Origin of the sequence: Enterococcus sp. AZ177 (genome assembly GCF_050544585.1) — a bacterium.
In the GTDB taxonomy this organism is placed as follows: Bacteria; Bacillota; Bacilli; order Lactobacillales; family Enterococcaceae; genus Enterococcus_L; species Enterococcus_L plantarum.
Genome location: NZ_CP172944.1, coordinates 155,748 through 174,098, shown reverse-complemented (window position 1 = coordinate 174,098; position 18,351 = coordinate 155,748). Strand labels below are relative to the sequence as shown.

The 18,351-nt window shown below is 38.8% G+C and carries 17 protein-coding genes; 4 read left to right on the top strand and 13 right to left on the bottom strand.

Annotated features, from left to right (window positions below):
* Positions 1–30 precede the first annotated feature (30 nt).
* Both IGJ34_RS00815 and IGJ34_RS00810 read right to left on the bottom strand, forming a co-directional pair.
* Positions 31–1,704 carry a DAK2 domain-containing protein gene (locus IGJ34_RS00815; protein ID WP_430597897.1) on the bottom strand — a complete coding sequence of 558 codons (1,674 nt, stop codon included), beginning with the start codon at positions 1,702–1,704 and terminating at the stop codon, positions 31–33.
* A 227-nt stretch (positions 1,705–1,931) separates the two neighbouring features.
* Positions 1,932–2,294: an Asp23/Gls24 family envelope stress response protein gene (locus tag IGJ34_RS00810; protein ID WP_010761897.1), complete on the bottom strand. Its 363-nt coding sequence runs from the start codon at positions 2,292–2,294 to the stop codon at positions 1,932–1,934.
* A 266-nt stretch (positions 2,295–2,560) separates the two neighbouring features.
* Between IGJ34_RS00810 and rpmB the strand changes: the two genes are divergently transcribed.
* Positions 2,561–2,749, top strand: coding sequence for a 50S ribosomal protein L28 (rpmB, locus tag IGJ34_RS00805; RefSeq protein WP_010761898.1), 189 nt, complete (start codon positions 2,561–2,563; stop codon positions 2,747–2,749).
* A gap of 44 nt (positions 2,750–2,793) precedes the next feature.
* Here rpmB and IGJ34_RS00800 read toward each other — a convergent pair whose 3' ends face one another.
* From IGJ34_RS00800 to gmk, 11 genes are all read right to left on the bottom strand, one after another.
* Positions 2,794–3,438: a thiamine diphosphokinase gene (locus IGJ34_RS00800; RefSeq protein WP_430597896.1), complete on the bottom strand. Its 645-nt coding sequence runs from the start codon at positions 3,436–3,438 to the stop codon at positions 2,794–2,796.
* Positions 3,438–4,088, bottom strand: coding sequence for a ribulose-phosphate 3-epimerase (gene rpe / locus IGJ34_RS00795; RefSeq protein WP_430597895.1), 651 nt, complete (start codon positions 4,086–4,088; stop codon positions 3,438–3,440). Before rpe ends, IGJ34_RS00800 begins: the two co-directional genes overlap by 1 nt.
* 102 nt (positions 4,089–4,190) lie before the next feature.
* Positions 4,191–5,090, bottom strand: coding sequence for a ribosome small subunit-dependent GTPase A (gene rsgA / locus IGJ34_RS00790; protein ID WP_430597894.1), 900 nt, complete (start codon positions 5,088–5,090; stop codon positions 4,191–4,193).
* Between the two features lie 130 nt (positions 5,091–5,220).
* Complete coding sequence (gene pknB / locus IGJ34_RS00785) at positions 5,221–7,404, bottom strand: Stk1 family PASTA domain-containing Ser/Thr kinase (RefSeq protein ID WP_430597893.1); 2,184 nt, start codon at positions 7,402–7,404, stop codon at positions 5,221–5,223.
* Positions 7,401–8,150 (bottom strand): Stp1/IreP family PP2C-type Ser/Thr phosphatase, encoded by a 750-nt coding sequence (locus IGJ34_RS00780; RefSeq protein ID WP_111248952.1) that lies wholly within the window; start codon positions 8,148–8,150, stop codon positions 7,401–7,403. Before IGJ34_RS00780 ends, pknB begins: the two co-directional genes overlap by 4 nt.
* Before the next feature lie 15 nt (positions 8,151–8,165).
* The gene (gene rsmB, locus IGJ34_RS00775; protein ID WP_069653287.1) at positions 8,166–9,530 is read right to left on the bottom strand and encodes a 16S rRNA (cytosine(967)-C(5))-methyltransferase RsmB; all 1,365 of its coding nucleotides are present in this window, start codon (positions 9,528–9,530) and stop codon (positions 8,166–8,168) included.
* A 5-nt stretch (positions 9,531–9,535) separates the two neighbouring features.
* On the bottom strand, positions 9,536–10,477 hold the full coding sequence (fmt, locus tag IGJ34_RS00770; protein WP_206848379.1) for a methionyl-tRNA formyltransferase: 942 nt from the start codon (positions 10,475–10,477) through the stop codon (positions 9,536–9,538).
* On the bottom strand, positions 10,470–10,964 hold the full coding sequence (gene def / locus IGJ34_RS00765; RefSeq protein ID WP_430597892.1) for a peptide deformylase: 495 nt from the start codon (positions 10,962–10,964) through the stop codon (positions 10,470–10,472). Before def ends, fmt begins: the two co-directional genes overlap by 8 nt.
* A 32-nt stretch (positions 10,965–10,996) precedes the next feature.
* On the bottom strand, positions 10,997–13,429 hold the full coding sequence (priA, locus tag IGJ34_RS00760; RefSeq protein ID WP_206848377.1) for a primosomal protein N': 2,433 nt from the start codon (positions 13,427–13,429) through the stop codon (positions 10,997–10,999).
* Positions 13,430–13,640: 211 nt separating this feature from the next.
* Positions 13,641–13,946, bottom strand: a complete 306-nt coding sequence (rpoZ, locus tag IGJ34_RS00755; RefSeq protein WP_069653283.1) for a DNA-directed RNA polymerase subunit omega — start codon at positions 13,944–13,946, stop codon at positions 13,641–13,643.
* A gap of 4 nt (positions 13,947–13,950) precedes the next feature.
* The gene (gene gmk / locus IGJ34_RS00750) at positions 13,951–14,565 is read right to left on the bottom strand and encodes a guanylate kinase (RefSeq protein WP_069653282.1); all 615 of its coding nucleotides are present in this window, start codon (positions 14,563–14,565) and stop codon (positions 13,951–13,953) included.
* 339 nt (positions 14,566–14,904) lie between these two features.
* Between gmk and IGJ34_RS00745 the strand changes: the two genes are divergently transcribed.
* From IGJ34_RS00745 to IGJ34_RS00735, 3 genes are all read left to right on the top strand, one after another.
* A complete protein-coding gene (locus IGJ34_RS00745; RefSeq protein WP_206838516.1) occupies positions 14,905–15,630 on the top strand; it encodes a WxL domain-containing protein in 726 nt (241 codons plus the stop codon).
* Positions 15,617–16,687, top strand: a complete 1,071-nt coding sequence (locus tag IGJ34_RS00740; RefSeq protein ID WP_430597891.1) for a WxL protein peptidoglycan domain-containing protein — start codon at positions 15,617–15,619, stop codon at positions 16,685–16,687. The genes IGJ34_RS00745 and IGJ34_RS00740 overlap by 14 nt, the downstream gene beginning before the upstream one ends.
* 290 nt (positions 16,688–16,977) lie before the next feature.
* Positions 16,978–18,321, top strand: coding sequence for a DUF1958 domain-containing protein (locus tag IGJ34_RS00735; protein WP_430597890.1), 1,344 nt, complete (start codon positions 16,978–16,980; stop codon positions 18,319–18,321).
* Positions 18,322–18,351 lie beyond the last annotated feature (30 nt).

Below are 18,351 nucleotides of genomic sequence, written 5' to 3'. Positions count from 1 at the left end.
TATGTCCCAGGCTCTTCAATAAGTCATTTATTATTCCGCTGAAAACAGGTATGGATAAACCGGTTGTCCGCCCTCATGAAGTTCTGTTTCTATCTCTTCATATTCAGCAGCCAACGCTTCTACAAATTTTTCAGCTTCTTTCATTGTACCACCTTCACCGACAATGATTGTTACGATTTCTGTGTCTTCATCGATCATGCGTTTCAATGTGTCCAATGATGCTTTAAACATATCTGGTTCAGATACTACGATTTTGCCGTCGATCATCCCTAGATAGTCATCTTTCTTAATTTCTACATTATCAATCGTTGTGTCACGTACAGCTGTTGTTACCTGCCCGCTAACAACACTTTCGATCATTTCTGTCATTGTTGCATTATTTTCTTCAAGTGTTTGTTGGTCATTGAATGCAAGCATCGCTGTCATTCCCTGAGAGATTGTTTTTGTTGGCACGACCGCTACTGGAATATCTGCTACTTCTGCCGCTTGATCAGCTGCCATGAATATGTTTTTGTTGTTAGGCAAGATAATCACTTGGTCAGCGTTTACTTCTTTAACAGCTTTCAAGATATCTTCAGTACTAGGATTCATTGTTTGACCGCCACTAATGATATAGCTTGCACCAAGGCTACGGAATAAGTCTTGAACACCTTCTCCTGCTGCTATTGCAATCACTGCGTAAGGAACGCGTGCTTTTTGAACAACTGCCGCTTGGGCGTCATGCTCAACTAACGTTTCATGCTGTAAACGCATGTTATCTACTTTGATTTTCACTAATGAACCGAATTTTTGACCATAATTCATCACTTCACCTGGATGTTCAGTATGCACATGAACCTTGATGATTTCATCGTCGTTTACGACAAGTAACGAATCACCCAATTCGTTTAAGTAGTTTCTAAATGTTTCATAATCGAAATCACTGTCCACAGTTGGACCTTCACCGATTTGAACCATGATTTCTGTACAGTAACCGAACTTGATGTCTTCAGTCGCAACATGTCCGCTAACGCCACGGTGATGTTCAGCATTGACCATCTCGTCCATTTCACCAGGACTTGGCTCATACACTTCTGTTGCTAAAAATTCACCTGACAATGCTTCTAAAAATCCTTCATAGATAAATAATAAGCCTTGGCCACCACTATCGACTACACCGACTTCTTTTAATACTGGTAAAAGATCAGGTGTTTTAGCCAACGCCCGTTTTGCACCTTTCACAACGGCCTGCATTACTTCGATACAGTCGTCGGTTTCTTTTGCTTTGCGTTCACCAGAACGGGCAGCTTCACGAGAAACAGTCAGAATTGTACCTTCTACAGGTTTCATCACTGCTTTATAAGCAGTCTCCACACCGTGCGTAAACGCTGCTGCTAAATCTTTTGCGTTCAACGTTTCAACATCCGGAATTTGTTTAGAAAAGCCACGGAATAATTGTGATAAGATAACACCAGAGTTCCCTCTAGCACCCATCAATAATCCTTTTGACAGAATTGTTGTTAGTTCTCCGACTTTTTCAGAGCGAGAATCGGCTACAGCCTTCGCTCCACTCGTCATAGATAAGTTCATATTTGTTCCTGTATCGCCATCTGGCACAGGGAAAACGTTCAATGAGTTGACATACTCTGCATTCACATGCAAACGACTCGCACCAGCCTGAACCATCTCTTGGAACTGACTTGCACTGATTTCTGTTACATTCACCTAAAAAATCCTCCTTTGAGATTCCTGTTGCATAGAAAAGCGAAACGAACCGCTTAGCCCTCGAACAAATTAGGAAAATGCAGGAAAGATGCTTTTTGTCTTTTCGGCATTTTATCTATTTGTTGAGAGGTCTGGTTCGTGGAGCTAGATCAATAAAAAGTGGAACAATCACGTCCAGCCAAACTTCAAAAAAGTAAATCGCTAAATCATTGCTAACAGCTGGCTACCTAGTCAGGCAACACACGAACACCTTGCACAAATACGTTGACTGAATTAGCAGTCACACCTAATAGTGTTTCAAGGTTGTACTTTACTTTTTCTTGGACATTACGAGATACTTCTGAAATTTTTGTTCCATAACTTACGATTGTATATACGTCGACCGCAACGCCATTTTCTTCTTGTCGCACGACCACGCCTTTAGAATAATTTTCTTTGCGCAAAATGCCATTTAAATTATCTTTGATTTGGTTTTTACTAGCCATACCGACGATTCCATAGATATCTGTCGCAGCACCGCCAACTACAGTGGCAATAACCTCATTGGTAATCTCAATGGTGCCTGCTGGTGTTTTGATTTTTACAGCCATTGATGAAAGCCTCCTTAAAGAGCACAGTTGCCCTATTTTCTTCTATAATATTTTAACATAGCCGTACCTCAATGAAAAGGAACTTATCCAGATAATTATAGAGCGTCTCATCTAATTTGCCAATAATTGTATAATTTACATCGTTTCAGGGGAAATGTCAAACTGATTTGAAAACCCCCTTGCAAAAAAATGTTTTCTATGATAAATTAAGTTAGTATGAGCTGAAAATCATCGCTCCGAGATCAAAGCAAAGGAGGAAACTAAAAATGGCAAAAGTATGTTACTTTACTGGTCGTAAGACAAGCAGCGGCAATAACCGCTCACATGCAATGAACGCTACTAAACGTACTGTTAAACCTAACTTGCAAAAAGTTCGTGTATTAATAGACGGTAAACCTAAAAAAGTTTGGGTGTCAACTCGTGCTTTGAAATCTGGTAAAATCGAGCGTGTTTAATAGAACGTCATCAAAAAGCTGAACGGCATGCCGTTCAGCTTTTTTTATTTATCATCGCGACTTTGAATCACAGCAATCATTCCTGTATCAAATGAAAACCCAGCCGTTTCTCCTATAAATTCATTACTTGCGTAAGAAGTAGGAATCGCAACATTCACATGATCTAGTGTATATTTACTATGTGTTAACGTCAGGTTTTTGACCGGTGTTAAACAACAGTAAGCTAAATAATCCATCTTTGTTTCTTTTTTTATCACATATTCTCCTGGAAGATAATACGCGATACTATTTTGATGATCTTTTACTTTTATTTGATGGGCAAACGCTTGAAAACGTGGTTCAAATGGCAACCACAAGTTGGCTAAAAAGTGATCCAAACGACCACCTGTTGCGCCGATAATCATGATTTGTGCCTCTGGGAATTTTTTGATTGCAAGCGCCAAAGCTAGTTGTGTATCTGTATCATCTTTTTCTGCTTGTGCTTGAACTAGTTCTTTCGCTTGTTTTCGAACGCTCTGCTGTTCATCATTCGTTAAAGAGTCAAAATCTCCCACTGCCAAATCTAATGACCAGCCCTGTTCCAAAATGTATAAGCTGCCTCGATCGATTCCCACAAAATAATCAAAATCTACCGAGTCAAACTGCGGCCACTCCTTTGGCGAACCGCCTGCCACAAGAAGAATTTTCATTAATCCAACACAGCTCTCAGCGCATCGATCCGATCTTTAGGACTTTCTGAATCATAGATATATGAACCTGCTACAAACACATTTGCACCCGCTTCTTTACAACGTTTCGCAGTTTCTGGAACAATGCCACCGTCCACTTCAATATCATAAGTATAGCCTTTTGTTTCTTTCCACTCTTTTAACTGAGCGATTTTGTTCAAAGAACTTTCTATGAATGATTGTCCTCCAAATCCTGGGTTCACTGTCATAATCAAAACTTGATCAACTAAATCCAGTACATATTCGATCGCAGACAAAGGGGTACCCGGATTAATCACAACACCCGACTTCACTCCTGATGCATTGATCATTTGGATAGCACGATGGATATGTGTCGTTGATTCTGCATGAACAGTAATAATATCTGCTCCAGCTTTCGCAAATGCTTCAATGTAATTTTCTGGCTGAACAATCATCAAGTGAACATCCAATGGTAACTTAGTCACTGGTCGAATCGCTGAAATCACGTTAGGTCCCAAAGTAATGTTAGGGACAAATTGACCATCCATCACGTCCACATGAATATAGTCTGCTCCTAATTTTTCTACTAGTTGAATATCTCTTTCTAAATTGGCAAAATCGGCACTTAAAATCGATGGTGCTAGTTTCATTAAAGCCACTCCTTTTATTTTTTAGGTCTGTTTACTCGCTGACACTACGTCAGTAGGTTACATAACTATGAATAGTGATACTCATTCTATGCTAAGTCAGTTCTATTTTTTCTTATATATTGGTCTACGATTTTCAATTTCTAGTAAAAACTGCAGATAGTTATCATAACGCGTCTGAGCAATTGCTCCTGATTCTACGCGTTCTTTCACTTCACAACCAGGTTCTTTACGATGCATACATTCACGAAACTTACAGGAAGATGAGGCTTCTACAAATTCGGGAAATTGTTTTGGTAACTCTGTTGTTTCCATTTCTAAAAAGTCAATGGAACTAAATCCTGGTGTATCTGCAACTAAGCCATCATATAGCGGTAAAAGTTCCACGTGTCGGGTCGTATGCTTTCCTCGACCTAATGATTCAGAAATTTCATCCGTCGCTAGTTGTAAGTCAGGAGAAATTTTATTTAATAAAGTGGATTTCCCTGCACCTGATTGCCCCATAAAAACAGTCAAGCGTTCAGGAAAAAACTGCTCCAAAGTCCGAACTGCTTCTTCATCATTGGCCTTTGTTGCAGCAATCACAGGATAACCGATTTCTTCATAAACTTTTTTGACCTCTGCTACACTCACTGATTCTGTTCCAGCCAGTAAATCGACTTTTGTTAAATAAATGATTGGGGCGATTTTTTTGTCTTCTAGTGTGACTAAAAAGCGATCCATTAGATTGCACGAAAAATTAGGTTCGATCATGCTCATAACGATGACTCCTTGATCTACATTCGCCACAGGTGGGCGCACCAATTCGTTATGTCTTGGAAAAACTTCAAGCAAATAGCCATCGGTTGGGTTATCGCTCTCAAACATGACTTCGTCGCCAACCAACGGGGTGATTTTTCGATTGCGAAAATTCCCTCGGGCTCTCGTTTGAAATGTTGCACCATCTGCATAAATGTAGTAAAACCCACTTAATGCTTTTCTGATTTGACCTTTCAGAAATGCCACCTCCTCGTTTCTATTGCTTCCATTTTACCATAGGTTGAAGAAAAGCTAAATGCAGGGCTAGATAAATCGCTTTTTCACATAAAAAAAGTGATTAAGACGTTGTTTATCTTAATCACTTTATGGTACTTATTTAATTAGCCCCATCATTGGTTGGGTCATTTGTAGTTGAGAAATTGACGGTAACAGACGTCCCTTTTGCAACACTATCACCAACACTTGGTGAAATACTGGTTACTTTTCCTTTTGACGTATCCCCAGAGCCTTCTACATACTTCAAGCCAGCACCTTCAATTTGAGCCTTAGCCTCAGCTGAAGAAAGTCCTATTAAATTTGGAACACTCACATTACTTGGTCCTGTGCTAACTTTTAGCGTAATTTTACCATTTTTAAGATCAAATGTTGCACCTGCACCTGGATCTTGTGAAATAACAGTCCCTTTAGGCAAATCGCTAGCTTCGTCTACCCTTGAGATTTGGTTCTCTTTTATCCCTAAATTAATCAACGCATTTACTGCGTTATCGTACGTATAATTTTCTGCATAACTACCTAAAACAACTGTACTTGATTCAGAACTAGACGTTGTTGTTTTATCTGGTCCAGAACTTACGGTTAAGGTAATTTTCCCCTTTTTAGGATTAAACGGATTCCCTGCAGCTGGATTTTGAGCCATCACTAAGTCTTTTGCTACTGTATCACTTGGTTTATCCACTCGAGTAATCTGATTTTCTTTGATTCCGTAACTCAACAACTCAGTCACCGCATTATTGTAGCTGTAGCCTAAACTTGCGTAATCAGCTAAATAGATATCTTCCGGTCCTTCACTAACAATTAATGTGATTTCATCTGTTTTCGGATCGACTTCTTCACCTTGTTCTGGTGTCTGACTGATGACTTTGTCTTCGTCTACTTTAGAATCTGTTTCCTTTGTAATTTTGATTTGACTCTCTTTGAAACCTAATTTACCTAATGCTTCGATAGCATCTTTATAGTCTTCTCCAACATAATCATCAAGCTTGATTTTCTTGTTCCCAGAGCTTATATAAAGTTCAATTTCACGATTTTTTTTCACTGTAGAATCTATAGCCGGGTCTGTTTTAACGACTTTTCCTTCAGCGATTGAGTCATCTGGAATTTCTTTCGTCGTCTCTTTAACTTTCAGTCCAGCATCTTCTAACATCTTACGTGCCTCAGACTCCGTCTTATCTTCTACATTAGGAATCTTGACTTCGCCACTACCTTGTCCTGCTAAAAAGACACCGCCACCGATAATCAAACCTAAAACTAATAAAATGATCAGAAAGATTAAAGGTTTCTTTGTATTCTTTTTCACCTCTACTTGCGGGTCGGTTTCTTCTGATTCATTTTGTTCTTCTGATGGTGTTTCCATCGAATTGAAGGAAGACGGCATCGCCATGTCATCAGTGATTGGCGTTAAAATTTTGGTCTCGCCCATCAACCCCGTTGGTTGCCACTTGGGTTCATTCCAACGGTTTGCAGCCAATACAGTATATAAATCACGCGACATCTCTTCGGCCGTTTTATAGCGGTCAGCTGGGTCTTTGGCTGTTGCATGTAAAACCACATTTTCCAATGATTGCGGAATATTAGGGTCAAACATTTTAACGGAAGGCATCTCTTCTTGAAAATGCTTCAACGCAATTGTAACAGCTGATTCACCATCAAATGGTACATTGCCTGTCAGCATTTCGTATAAAATAATCCCCACCGCATAAACATCAGACTGATTAGTCGCCATACTACCGCGAGCTTGTTCTGGAGATAAATAGTGAACAGATCCTAACATGGTATTGGTTTGCGTGATTGAGGTTTCCGTTAACGCAATGGCAATCCCAAAATCGGTGATTTTTACAACGCCGCTTTCATCCATCAAAATATTTTGTGGTTTTAAATCTCTATGAATGATTCTATGTTCGTGAGCGAGTGAAACAGCTGATAAAATTTGTTCCATGATATCAACGATTTTTGCATATGGAATGGGGTATTGGGTCTGGATAAACCGTTTTAGATCCATTCCTTTAACATACTCCATCACTAAGTACTGCAACCCATCTTCTTCACCTACATCATAAACACTAACGATATTGGGATGAACCAATTCAGTCGCAGCTAAGGCTTCTCTTTGAAACCGTCGAATAGCTGCTTGATCATTTTGGAAGTCAAAACGAAGGACTTTGACGGCTACGTCACGATCCAAAATCAAGTCATGCGCTAAAAAGACATTGGCCATTCCACCGCTACCGATATTGCCAATAATATGATATCGACCATTCAATTTTCTGCCGATCTCGATCATTGGTCTTCCTCCTTCTGTTCATCAAAATGGATCACGAGGACAGTTATATTATCTGCGCCCCCTGCTTCATTGGCTGTCGTAATCAATGTTTCAACTTTTTCATTTAATGGTTTTTCTGAAAGTAAAATAGTCAAAATATCTTCTTCTGACACCATATTTGTTAATCCGTCTGAGCATAGTAAAATATAGTCATCCGGCACCCAGAGATGATTCGCTACATCCACTTCTACCATTCTAGGCATCCCTAATGAACGTGTTAAAACATTTTTTCTTGGATGATTTGCAGCCATTTCACGTGTGATTTCTCCAGATTTAACTAACTCATTAACCAAGGAATGATCTTCTGTCAGTTGGCGTAATTGATTATTGCGAACCAAATAAGCTCGACTATCACCAATATTAGCCAATACAAATGACTGGTCCAACAACACTGCGCTAACAATAGTCGTCCCCATTCCTACATATTCAGGTCGAGATTGACCTTTTTCGTATATCATTGTATTTTCGTCTTGGATTTCTTTGATTAGCCATTGCGCTGCCTTTTCCGATGTATCAATAAGACTTTCTTGCCAACGCTCCCCAAGATTATTGACCGCCATCTGGCTTGCAACATCCCCTGCCTGATGACCACCCATTCCATCCGCTAAGATAGCTAAAGAAACTCCTGTCTGGTTCTCAAATAGACCAGCATAATCCTGGTTGGTATTTCGTTTTCGTCCGACATCTGTTTGAAAATTGATTTCCACTATGCTTCACCTCGTTTAACAAACTTTCTGCATACAGCAGATAAAGAATCCATCCGTCCCTAATTGATGTGGGTATAATGTGAGCATTTGCTCCTGGATAGAAGGCTGAACTGCCTCACTAACACTTACATCGATTCTTTTAAATTCTGGATGCTTCTCTAAAAATGCTGCAACTACTTCCTGATTCTCTTCTTCGGCAATCGTACATGTGCTATAGACCATTATACCGTATTGTTTCAATGTTTGGGCAACACTTTCTAGAATTTCTAATTGAATTTTAGGCAGTTGTTCGAAATCTTGTGCTGATTTATTGTATTTAATGTCTGGTTTACGACGCATCAACCCCAAACCTGAACAAGGTGCATCCACTAAGATTCGATCAAAGTATTCAGCAGGGAATTCTTCTCCTACTTTGCGTGCATCTAATTTTTCAGTATCCACAACATCCTTCACGTGTAGACGTTCTGCATTTTGTTTGATCAATTTGATTTTATGGTCATGAATATCCAAAGACTTCACACGGCCACCTTGTGAAGCATCAAGAAACGTTGCAATATGAGTTGTTTTCCCACCTGGTGCGGCGCAGGCATCTAAAACGACATGATTTTTTTCGATTTGCATTGCTGGCGCAACTAGCATAGAGCTCTCGTCTTGAATCGTCAGCTTACCCGCATCAAACAAATAATTTCCTGCAAGAAACCCTTTATCTGCAACCACACCATACGGTGAAACTTGACTGGCAGAGGCTTCAATGTGATCTTTTTGTACTTCTTCCAACGCATCAGAGATACTGATTTCACGAGTATCGACACGGCCACTGACATGACTTTTTTCAAAAAGTGATAAGCCTAATTTTCTCGTTTCATCCATGCCCATTTGTTTGATCAGCTTTTCCGTCAACCATACTGGCATACTGATTTCAACTGACAAACGTTCGACTGGATCTTTGATAGTCTCTAAACTTGGAGCCCCTTCACGTTGAAAGGCACGAAGCACACCGTTAACAAATTTACCAATCCCAACATTTCCTCTATGTTTTCCAATTTCTACTGCTTCATTAATGATGGCATGATCAGGAATTTTATCTAAAAATACTAACTGATAAATCGACAAACTAAGTAAGTTTTTTACCCAGCTGTCTACTTTTTTAGGGTTGGTAATAAATGGTGTCAAATAATACTCAAGTAATAACTTACGACTGATCGTACCATAGACAAGCTCCGTGAATAAACGGCTGTCTTTTTCTCCTAAAGCAGATTTGTTGATCATTTCATTTAATAATAAATTTGAATAAGCACCACCGTTATCCACACGCTCAATCGTTCTTAGCGCTACATAGCGAACAGAACTCTTTACTCTTGCTGGTATTTTTTTCCCCATATTGATTAGCCCACCTTATCTGATTCTGCAACTGTTTTACCGACGCCATTTAAGAAATCTTGAATGAATAGCTTTCCTTTACCAGACGGCTGAATCGTATTGATAGAAAGAACCGTTCCTTCTCCGCAGGCAATCCATAATTCTTTTTTACTGCGCTTGATGATTGTGCCAGGTGCAGCCTCTGTTGTTTCTTCTAAAGGTGTGACTTCCCATAGCTTCCAGTTGATTTCGTTGTATATTGTAAACGCCGTTGGCCATGGGCGCATGCCACGGACTTGATTGTCGATTTGTTCTGCTGTTTTATTCCAATCAATACGCTCTTGTTCTCTTGTAATATTCGGAGAAAAGGTTACTTGACTCTCATCTTGCGGAATTGGCGTGATGTCATTTGCTAACAGTTTAGGTAAAGTCTCTAGCAGCAACTCTTTCCCAACGACACTTAGTCGATCAAACATCGTCCCTACATCATCTGCTTTAGTGATTGGGATTGCTTTTTGGGAAAGAATATCTCCCGCGTCCATTTTCTTCACCATTTCCATGATTGTGACACCTGTTTCTTTTTCTCCTTCAATGATCGAATAATGAACAGGGGCGCCTCCGCGGTATTTCGGTAATAGTGACGCATGAACATTGATAGCGCCAAATTTAGGTGCATTTAAAATCTTTTCTGGTAAAAATTGACCGAAAGCGGCTGTCACAATTAGATCTGGTGCAAGTTCGATGATTTTTTCCATTTCAGGTGAACCTGAGATTTTTTCTGGTTGTAACACAAGTAAGTTATGTTTTAGGGCCGCTTCTTTCACAGGTGTTGGTGTGATTACTTTTTTTCGTCCAACTGGGCGATCTGGCTGAGTGACAACGGCTTGGATGTCATAACCATTTTCGATCAGTCCTTCTAAAATCGGCACTGAAAATGCCGGTGTTCCCATAAAAATTAATTTAGTCATCTAAATGTTCCTCCATATATGCCTCTAACTCTTCCGGTTTGATTGGGTCAATGATTTTATCAATAAATAGTTCACCATTTAGATGATCGATTTCATGTTGAAACGCTCTGGCAAGATAGCCATACGCTGTTACTTCGATTTCGTCTCCTTCACGATCAAAATAGCGAACTGTTACTTCATCTGCTCGTTCGACTGTGCCATACGTTTCTGGGATACTTAAACAACCTTCCACATCAATGTCACTGCCTTTGCGCTCAATGATTTCAGGATTGATCAATTCAAATAAACCTGTTTCTTCATCCACTTCTACAACTGCAAGCTGAAGATTTTTGCCGATTTGAGGGGCTGCTAGACCAATTCCATCGTGAGCAATCATCGTTTCGTACATGTCTTCTAAAAGAGTGATCGTTTCATCTGTGATTATCGTTACTGGTTTTGCTTTTTGTTTCAGACGTTCATTAGGGTGTATTACTATAGGATAGCGCATAAAGTTTCCTTTCTTTTATAAGGTTGAATCGCTTATATAAAATTCATCGGCTCAGCATCAATCGATAATTTCAACCCATGTGCTGTTGCTCTTTGAGTGTCGGTCAGTATTTTTTTCAAGATATTTTGTAAATTAGGTTCGTTTTTATATTTAATGATTACTTGATAAAAGTAACGATTATTGACCCGCATGATGGCGTTCGGTGTTGGCCCAAGTAAAATACTTTGATCAGATAATCCTTCTTTTAGCTCTTTGACGATTTCAAACATCTGCTTAGCCGCTTGATTTTCTTCTGGATGGCTCGCTGTGATTTGTACCGTAAAGAAAAATGGCGGGTAGTCTCCACGATGCCGGACGTACATTTCTTTTTGGTAAAAGTCTTCATAATCCTGTGCTTTGGCTAATTGGATCGCATAATGTTCTGGATTAAACGATTGAATGATGACTTCTCCAGGTTTTTCTGCTCTTCCTGCTCTTCCGCTGACCTGAGTTAATAACTGAAACGTTCGTTCACTTGAACGGAAATCTGGTAAATTAAGTGCCGTATCCGCATTTAAAACACCAACTAGCGTTACATTGGGAAAATCCAGCCCTTTCGCGATCATTTGTGTTCCTAGCAGAATATCTGCTTCATGATTACCGAAAGCTGTCAAAATTTTCTCATGAGCTCCCTTTCGCCTTGTTGTATCCACATCCATTCGCAAAACACGACTGTCAGGAAACAAAGCTTTTAGCTCTTCTTCCACCTTTTGTGTCCCAGTTCCATAATAACGGATTTTATCTCCGCTACAGTTCGGGCAATGATAAGGAATTCGTTCTTCATGGCCGCAATAATGGCATTTCATCGTTTTCGTATCCATATGAAGCGTCAATGAGATATCACAGTTTGGACAAGGTAAAACATACCCGCAATCTCGGCACATTACAAAAGAGGAATAACCTCTACGATTCAATAACAGAACACTTTGTTCCTTCTTAGCCAAACGATCTTGAATTTTTTCTTGAAGTGCTACCGAAAAAGAGGAGGTGTTTTTATTTTGAATTTCTTCACGCATGTCTACCACATCAATTGTTGGTAATGTTGCAGTTTGATTGGCTCTTTTCGATAATACTAGTCGTTCATACACCTTTTTTTGTGCTCGTGCTCTAGTCTCTAATGAAGGGGTCGCACTCCCTAAAACCACTGGACAATGATGGTAAGCCCCACGCCAGATTGCCAAATCCCGTGCATGATAACGCGGTGTTTCTTCCTGTTTGTAACTTGCTTCGTGCTCTTCATCGATAATTACAACACCAAGATTTTCTAAAGGAGCAAAAATAGCAGAACGGACACCCACTACGACTTGTGCTTCACCCCGTTCGATTTTACGCCACTCATCGTATTTCTCCCCTTGTGACAAAGCGCTATGCATCACCGCTACTTGCTCTCCAAACCGGCTTTTAAAACGATGAACCATCTGCGGCGTCAACGAAATTTCCGGTACTAGCATCATGGCCGTTTTCCCTTGATTTAAAACTTCAGCGATTACTTGGAGGTATACTTCGGTTTTTCCACTACCAGTGATTCCTTCCAGTAAATATGTTTTGCTTATCCTTTGATTCATGGAGCTTAGAATTTTTTCTACCGCGTTTTGCTGCTCATTGTTTAAGGCTAGCGCTGTCGTTTTTTCAAAGGTATGATCCGCAAATGGATCACGGTAGGCTTCCGCTTCCACGAACGTTAACCACTGTCTATTCGCCCCATCATTTAACACCGCGGTACTAAATCCTAGTTCTTTCATCTCTTTGACCGTGGTCATTTTTTCTAACCCTAATTGCTGTAAATAATTGATTAGCAGTTCTTTTTTTTGTGAACCTTTTCTAAGCTCCAGACGCGCCTCTTCCAATTGCTCAAAGTCTTTCAATGCTTGAATATAACGGATCATTTTCACTCGATTTCGGGTATTCACTTCGTAACGGATATCGACTTTTTGCTGTTTTCTCAGTTGCATTAATTGCGGTAAAATATTTCGAGTCAACGCATCTTCCCAAGCGATTTCGTTTAATCCATAAAACAATTCCTCTTGTAGTGCTTCCTCTAATTCATCTGTTAAATATATGTATTTGCTATAATCTGCACGCATTACGCTAGGCAACATAGTTTGTAGGCAAGTGATTTTAAACGCAAATGTTTTTTCTTTCATGTAATCTGCCAACTCCAACAATTCAGTATTGAGAACTGGTTTTAAATCTAAAACAGAAAGAATTTCCTTCCATTCAAACTTTTGAGCTGTTATCACTTCTTCAGAAACATCCTCTATCGCTAAAACAAAGCCTTGAAGATGCCGATTTCCATTCCCGAAAGGAACTTCCACCCGCATGCCGACTGTTAATTGTTCTTCTAAATTAAAAGGAATCAAATAAGTAAAGGGTTGGTCTGTCTGCATCGTTGGGACATCAACAATCACTTGCGCCGCTTTTCTCATAAACATTCCTCCATTCTGTATTTATTGAATTATGCCATTACTAGATGATCTGCTCAGCTTTTCTTTGCCTATTGTACTAAAGAATCAAGCATTTGTCTTGTTCCTCTGATTTCTGTTACCAAAAATTAAAGCAGATGTTCATTGTTTGGTTTCTAAACACATAAAAACTGAGATGAAACCTTAACATAGTTTCATCCCAGTTTTATATATGTTATAGACTTTTTTCTTCGCGAATACGATTTTCAAGTTCTTTTTGTTCTTGTTCGTGTCTCATTTTTTGTTCTTCTTTTGCCATACGCATTCTTTCGCGTTTTTCTTCTGGACGAGGATCATTGATCACTGTTGCAGCATCGATTTCTTCTAGTGCTTGGCCTACACTTTTTACAGATTCAAAACCTTCTAGTGTTGGTTGTGCACCTTCGTCTAATTCGTGAGCGCGTTTGCTTGCTAAGATAACAAGCGAATATTTTGATGGTACTTCTTTTAACAATGAGTCAATAGATGGTTTTAGCATCATAAGGCTACATCTCCTTCAACATTTTAATATAGTTACCAATTACTCGATCAACGCGAAAATGTTCACTCGCGATAATTTCTTTGATTCGTTTCACTGCCAATGGTACTTTATCATTCACAACAGCATAATCATATAATGCCATCATTTCGATTTCTTCGCGAGCCACACGCATTCTTTCTTCAATCACATCATGATCATCAGTACCCCGACCCACGATTCGTGATTTTAGTTCAGATAAATCCGGTGGTGTTAGAAAAATAAATACGCCGTCCGGCACTTTTTCTTTCACTTGCTCGGCTCCTTGGACTTCGATTTCTAAAAAGACATCTTTTCCTTCATCAAGCGTTTGGTTAACGTAAGAAAGCGGCGTTCCGTAGTAGTTCCCTACATATTGCGCATACTCTAACATTTCACCAGCTTCGATCATTGCTTCAAATTCTTCTTTTGTGCGGAAGTAGTAATCGACTCCTTCTACTTCGCCTTCCCGCATCTTACGGGTAGTCATAGAAATTGAGTACTGAAAATCATTCTCTTCACTATCAAAAATTGCTTTCCGTACTGTTCCTTTACCGACTCCGGAAGGACCTGATAGTACAATTAATAACCCACGCTCTGACATGATGACTTCCTTTCGTTAAAAGCTGAATGAAGCTGATTAGTTCTGACTGAAAAATAGGGAAAGTAGATCGTGCCGTTCTTTGGCACTAGCAACTTTCATCTTTTTTCCGAAGAACTGGCTCATAAAGCTAAATAATTTAAAAGCTGAACGACCCTGTTTCGTAAAGCTAGATAAGTTAATAAAGTATTAGTTCTATAATGCACTTTTTTTCAGTAATTTTCAAGGCTTTACTGTAGAATATTGTCAAAACTAATGTTATTGATTTATTTTTGTCATATGGTAAAATTGAAATTCGTTGATATAAACTCTTTATATCAACGAAAGAAAGGATGTTGAAATATGAAAATCAAAAAGTTAGTTGTTGGTACTTCTATGCTTGTATGTACACTTATGTTGAGCGCAACGAGTGTCGTAGCAGAAGAAATACAAGCCAAAAGTGAGGTCAGCATAGACGTTACTCCAGGAGAATTGGAGTTAGTAGCCGCTCGCCCATTAGAATTTGGAGAAATTAAATATTCATCTACTAAACAATCAATCCCCGCAAGAATCAATAATATTCACAGTTACAGATCAGCATTTGTAGAACCTCTACCACAAGGTTGGGCTGGAGGTCCCTCAAACCCTTCACTAATTGATATTAAAGATGATCGTGTTGTCGAAAAACATAATTGGGTTCTTCTTGCAAGTATGGCACCTCTGAAGAATAAAAAAACAGGCTTTGAAATTACTAATGCAAATTTAATTTTAAAAAATCCTACAGATCATTATAAGCAGCTAGCGGCATATAACGGAGCAATTCAATTAAAGTCAGATAACACATCTGTACCAATCGTTCTCACTGCAGGTGATTATGGTCAAGGACGCCACGCAATTAGTTTCTTTAATAACTTAGATATAGTAGGTGCCAGTGAGAACAACTACGCTATCTATCCAGGTCCATATACAACAAACGATATTATCTTAGAGATCCCTAGTGGTACACCCAGTCAAGAAGGATCATTATCAACTGAAATCACTTGGACATTAACAGACACACCTGGAGAATTTCCAATTGAAGTTGAGTAATCAACGACGAAAGGAGTCGTCCATTATAAAACAAGTACTCAACAAAATTACAGCTATTTTCTTTATAGTAGCTGTTTTTTCAATTTTCCCAACCAAAAATTATGCTGAACAGTTTTCTGTTCGCACCCATCAGCCAGATAATCAACAAAATAAGACTGTTTCTTATTTCGATTTGAGAGTAGAACCTAGTCAAAGCCAAACGCTATCTATCACAATTGAAAATAAAGAAGCAAAAGATATTAAAGTTAACATTCAAACTGATTCAGCAACAACTAGTGCCTTAGGGCTAGTTGACTACTCGAATAAGGAGAAGCTACCTAAGGATGAATCGCTAAAGTACGATTTAAAAGAGTTGCTGACACCTGCTCAGACATCATATATCATACCTAAAAATGGTAAAATCGATGCTCAACTGACCTTACAAATGCCAAAACAAGCATTTACAGGGATATTGGCTGGTGGTATCAGAATCACGCAAGCTGATACTACGCAAACAGATGCAGTTAATAGTAAAATCGCTTATGAAATTGGTGTAATCATACGTGAAAAAGATACTGTACTAGAGAAACAGCTAAATTATTTAGAATTGAAGCAACGTTCTGATTCGTTGAACCTTGTCTTTCAAAATCCAGTTAGTACCTTCATCAATGACTTATCATTAAAAACAGAAATAACTAAAGGGGATGTGAAACAGAAAGTTTTTTCTGACGAAACAAAAAAATTACAGATGGCTCCGAATACGCAGCTTAATTTTCAAATCCCCACACCAGAAAATCTACAAGCTGGAACATACAAAATCAAGATTCATGCTTCTTCCGAAAAAAATAAATGGCATTGGACTTTCGATGATACTTTCCATATTTCTAAACAAACGACAAAAGTAAAAAAGTACACGGCTCCAAAAAAACAGCAAACTTCACTCTTCATTTATATTTTAATAGGGATTTTTATTGTTATTTTACTTTTAGTGGCTCTTCTTATTCTGTTGATAAAACAACACAAGTTAAAAAAAGTACAATTAAAGCGACCAAAAAAGAAAAAACGAAAGAAAAAGTGAGCTTTCATCTTCCGGCTTAGATTTACTTTATTGAATTGCACCAAACTCTCCCTCTTTCTTTGCAAACTATTTTTCAGAAAAGTACAAAAAACAGTATACACTCTGCCTATTTTTCAAGTAGAATAAAGTTATTACTCAGTTGTACAGATATGAGAAAAGTACTAACAACGAAGGGGTTTAAATCTATGTTCACAAGAAACACACCTTTAAAAATAATTAGTTGTCTTCTGCTGGCTGCTTGTATTTCATTCGGGAGTTTTATTCAGACAAGTTATGCAGAAGAACATTTAATGGACTTTGCAGAAAAATCTGGTTTCCCCGTCAAAGAAGCCTACCGTCCCAAAGCCTCGATCGTAATTGATGCTGACTCTGGTCAAATTTTATGGGAGGAACAACCTGATTTATCGTGGAGTCCTGCAAGTATCGCTAAAGTCATGACGATGTATTTAGCCTTAGAAGCAATGGAACAAGGTAAATTCACTTTAGACACTACTGTTACTGCAACGGAAAAATATGTGAATATCTCTCAAATCTATGCCTTAAGCAACAATAAGATTACTCTTGGCGTTGACTATCCTGTTCGTGACTTGTTTTCAATGGTAGCAGTCCCCTCCTCTAATGTTGCCACACTGATGCTGGCAAACCTAGTTACTGATAATGATGAAGCTGGTTTCATTCGCAAAATGAATGAAAAGGCAGCAGAATTAGGTATGACAAATACAACATATTTTAACTGTAGCGGTGCCCAAATTCGCGCCTTTGATGGATTATATGAAGCACCAGGTATCGATCCAGACGGCGATAATAAATCAACTGCTAGAGACTTGGCTATTTTGACTTACAATTTAATTAAAAAATACCCTGAGGTTTTACAGTTCACTAACAAGCCCGTTGTGACCACGATGGAAAATACACCCTATGCTGAGACGTTTGAAACTTACAATTACTCATTACCAGGTGCAAAATATGGCTTTGATGGAGTAGATGGATTAAAAACAGGATCAAGTCCAACTGGTGGCTTTAATTATATCGCTACAGCAAAAAAAGGCGATACTCGACTAATTGAAGTTATTTTAGGCGTGGGTGATTGGTCTGATCAAGAGGGAGAATATGAACGGCATCTTGCTGGAAATGCAATTTTGGAGCATGCTTTCTCTACTTATGAGTACAAAAAGTTGCTTTCTAAAGGGTCAAATAAGATCAATGGAAAAAAACTTATTTTAGATCAAGATTTTTACGGATTTGCTAAAAAAGAGACTGAACCTAGTTTTACATTGACCGATGGAAAATTATCTTTAGCCAATGAATACGGTCAAGTATCTCCGAATATCCCTGCTAAAAGTGTTTCGTACAGAGAAGTTAGCGAAAAAGGATCCACAGACAAGTCCGTTAAGATAGAAAAAAAGAAGGCTGTCCAACTTTCATCTACAAAAAAAGAAGGTCATAACTATTTGGCCATCGGTATCCTAGCTGTTTTCGGTTTATTACTGCTAATTCTTTCAAGAGTATTTAAGAAACGAATCGCTGGTGTTAGACGAGGTAGCCGCAAAGCCTCGACTCCAATGACCCGTTTGCTATTTAGTTTAGGAATTTTGTCTATTCTTTCGGCAGTTGGCCTGTTTATCTTTTTCTAAAAACCAAGAGGTTGGGACAGAATGATGTGC

Bases quoted from the DNA above. Each gene is read 5' to 3' on its own strand.
- IGJ34_RS00810 (WP_010761897.1), bottom strand. From the start codon at position 2,294: ATGGCTGTAAAAATCAAAACACCAGCAGGCACCATTGAGATTACCAAT.
- rpmB (WP_010761898.1), top strand. From the start codon at position 2,561: ATGGCAAAAGTATGTTACTTTACTGGTCGTAAGACAAGCAGCGGCAAT.
- IGJ34_RS00800 (WP_430597896.1), bottom strand. From the start codon at position 3,438: ATGAAAATTCTTCTTGTGGCAGGCGGTTCGCCAAAGGAGTGGCCGCAG.
- rpe (WP_430597895.1), bottom strand. From the start codon at position 4,088: ATGAAACTAGCACCATCGATTTTAAGTGCCGATTTTGCCAATTTAGAA.
- pknB (WP_430597893.1), bottom strand. From the start codon at position 7,404: ATGATCGAGATCGGCAGAAAATTGAATGGTCGATATCATATTATTGGC.
- rsmB (WP_069653287.1), bottom strand. From the start codon at position 9,530: ATGGGGAAAAAAATACCAGCAAGAGTAAAGAGTTCTGTTCGCTATGTA.
- fmt (WP_206848379.1), bottom strand. From the start codon at position 10,477: ATGACTAAATTAATTTTTATGGGAACACCGGCATTTTCAGTGCCGATT.
- def (WP_430597892.1), bottom strand. From the start codon at position 10,964: ATGCGCTATCCTATAGTAATACACCCTAATGAACGTCTGAAACAAAAA.
- priA (WP_206848377.1), bottom strand. From the start codon at position 13,429: ATGAGAAAAGCGGCGCAAGTGATTGTTGATGTCCCAACGATGCAGACA.
- rpoZ (WP_069653283.1), bottom strand. From the start codon at position 13,946: ATGATGCTAAAACCATCTATTGACTCATTGTTAAAAGAAGTACCATCA.
- gmk (WP_069653282.1), bottom strand. From the start codon at position 14,565: ATGTCAGAGCGTGGGTTATTAATTGTACTATCAGGTCCTTCCGGAGTC.
- IGJ34_RS00745 (WP_206838516.1), top strand. From the start codon at position 14,905: ATGAAAATCAAAAAGTTAGTTGTTGGTACTTCTATGCTTGTATGTACA.
- IGJ34_RS00735 (WP_430597890.1), top strand. From the start codon at position 16,978: ATGGACTTTGCAGAAAAATCTGGTTTCCCCGTCAAAGAAGCCTACCGT.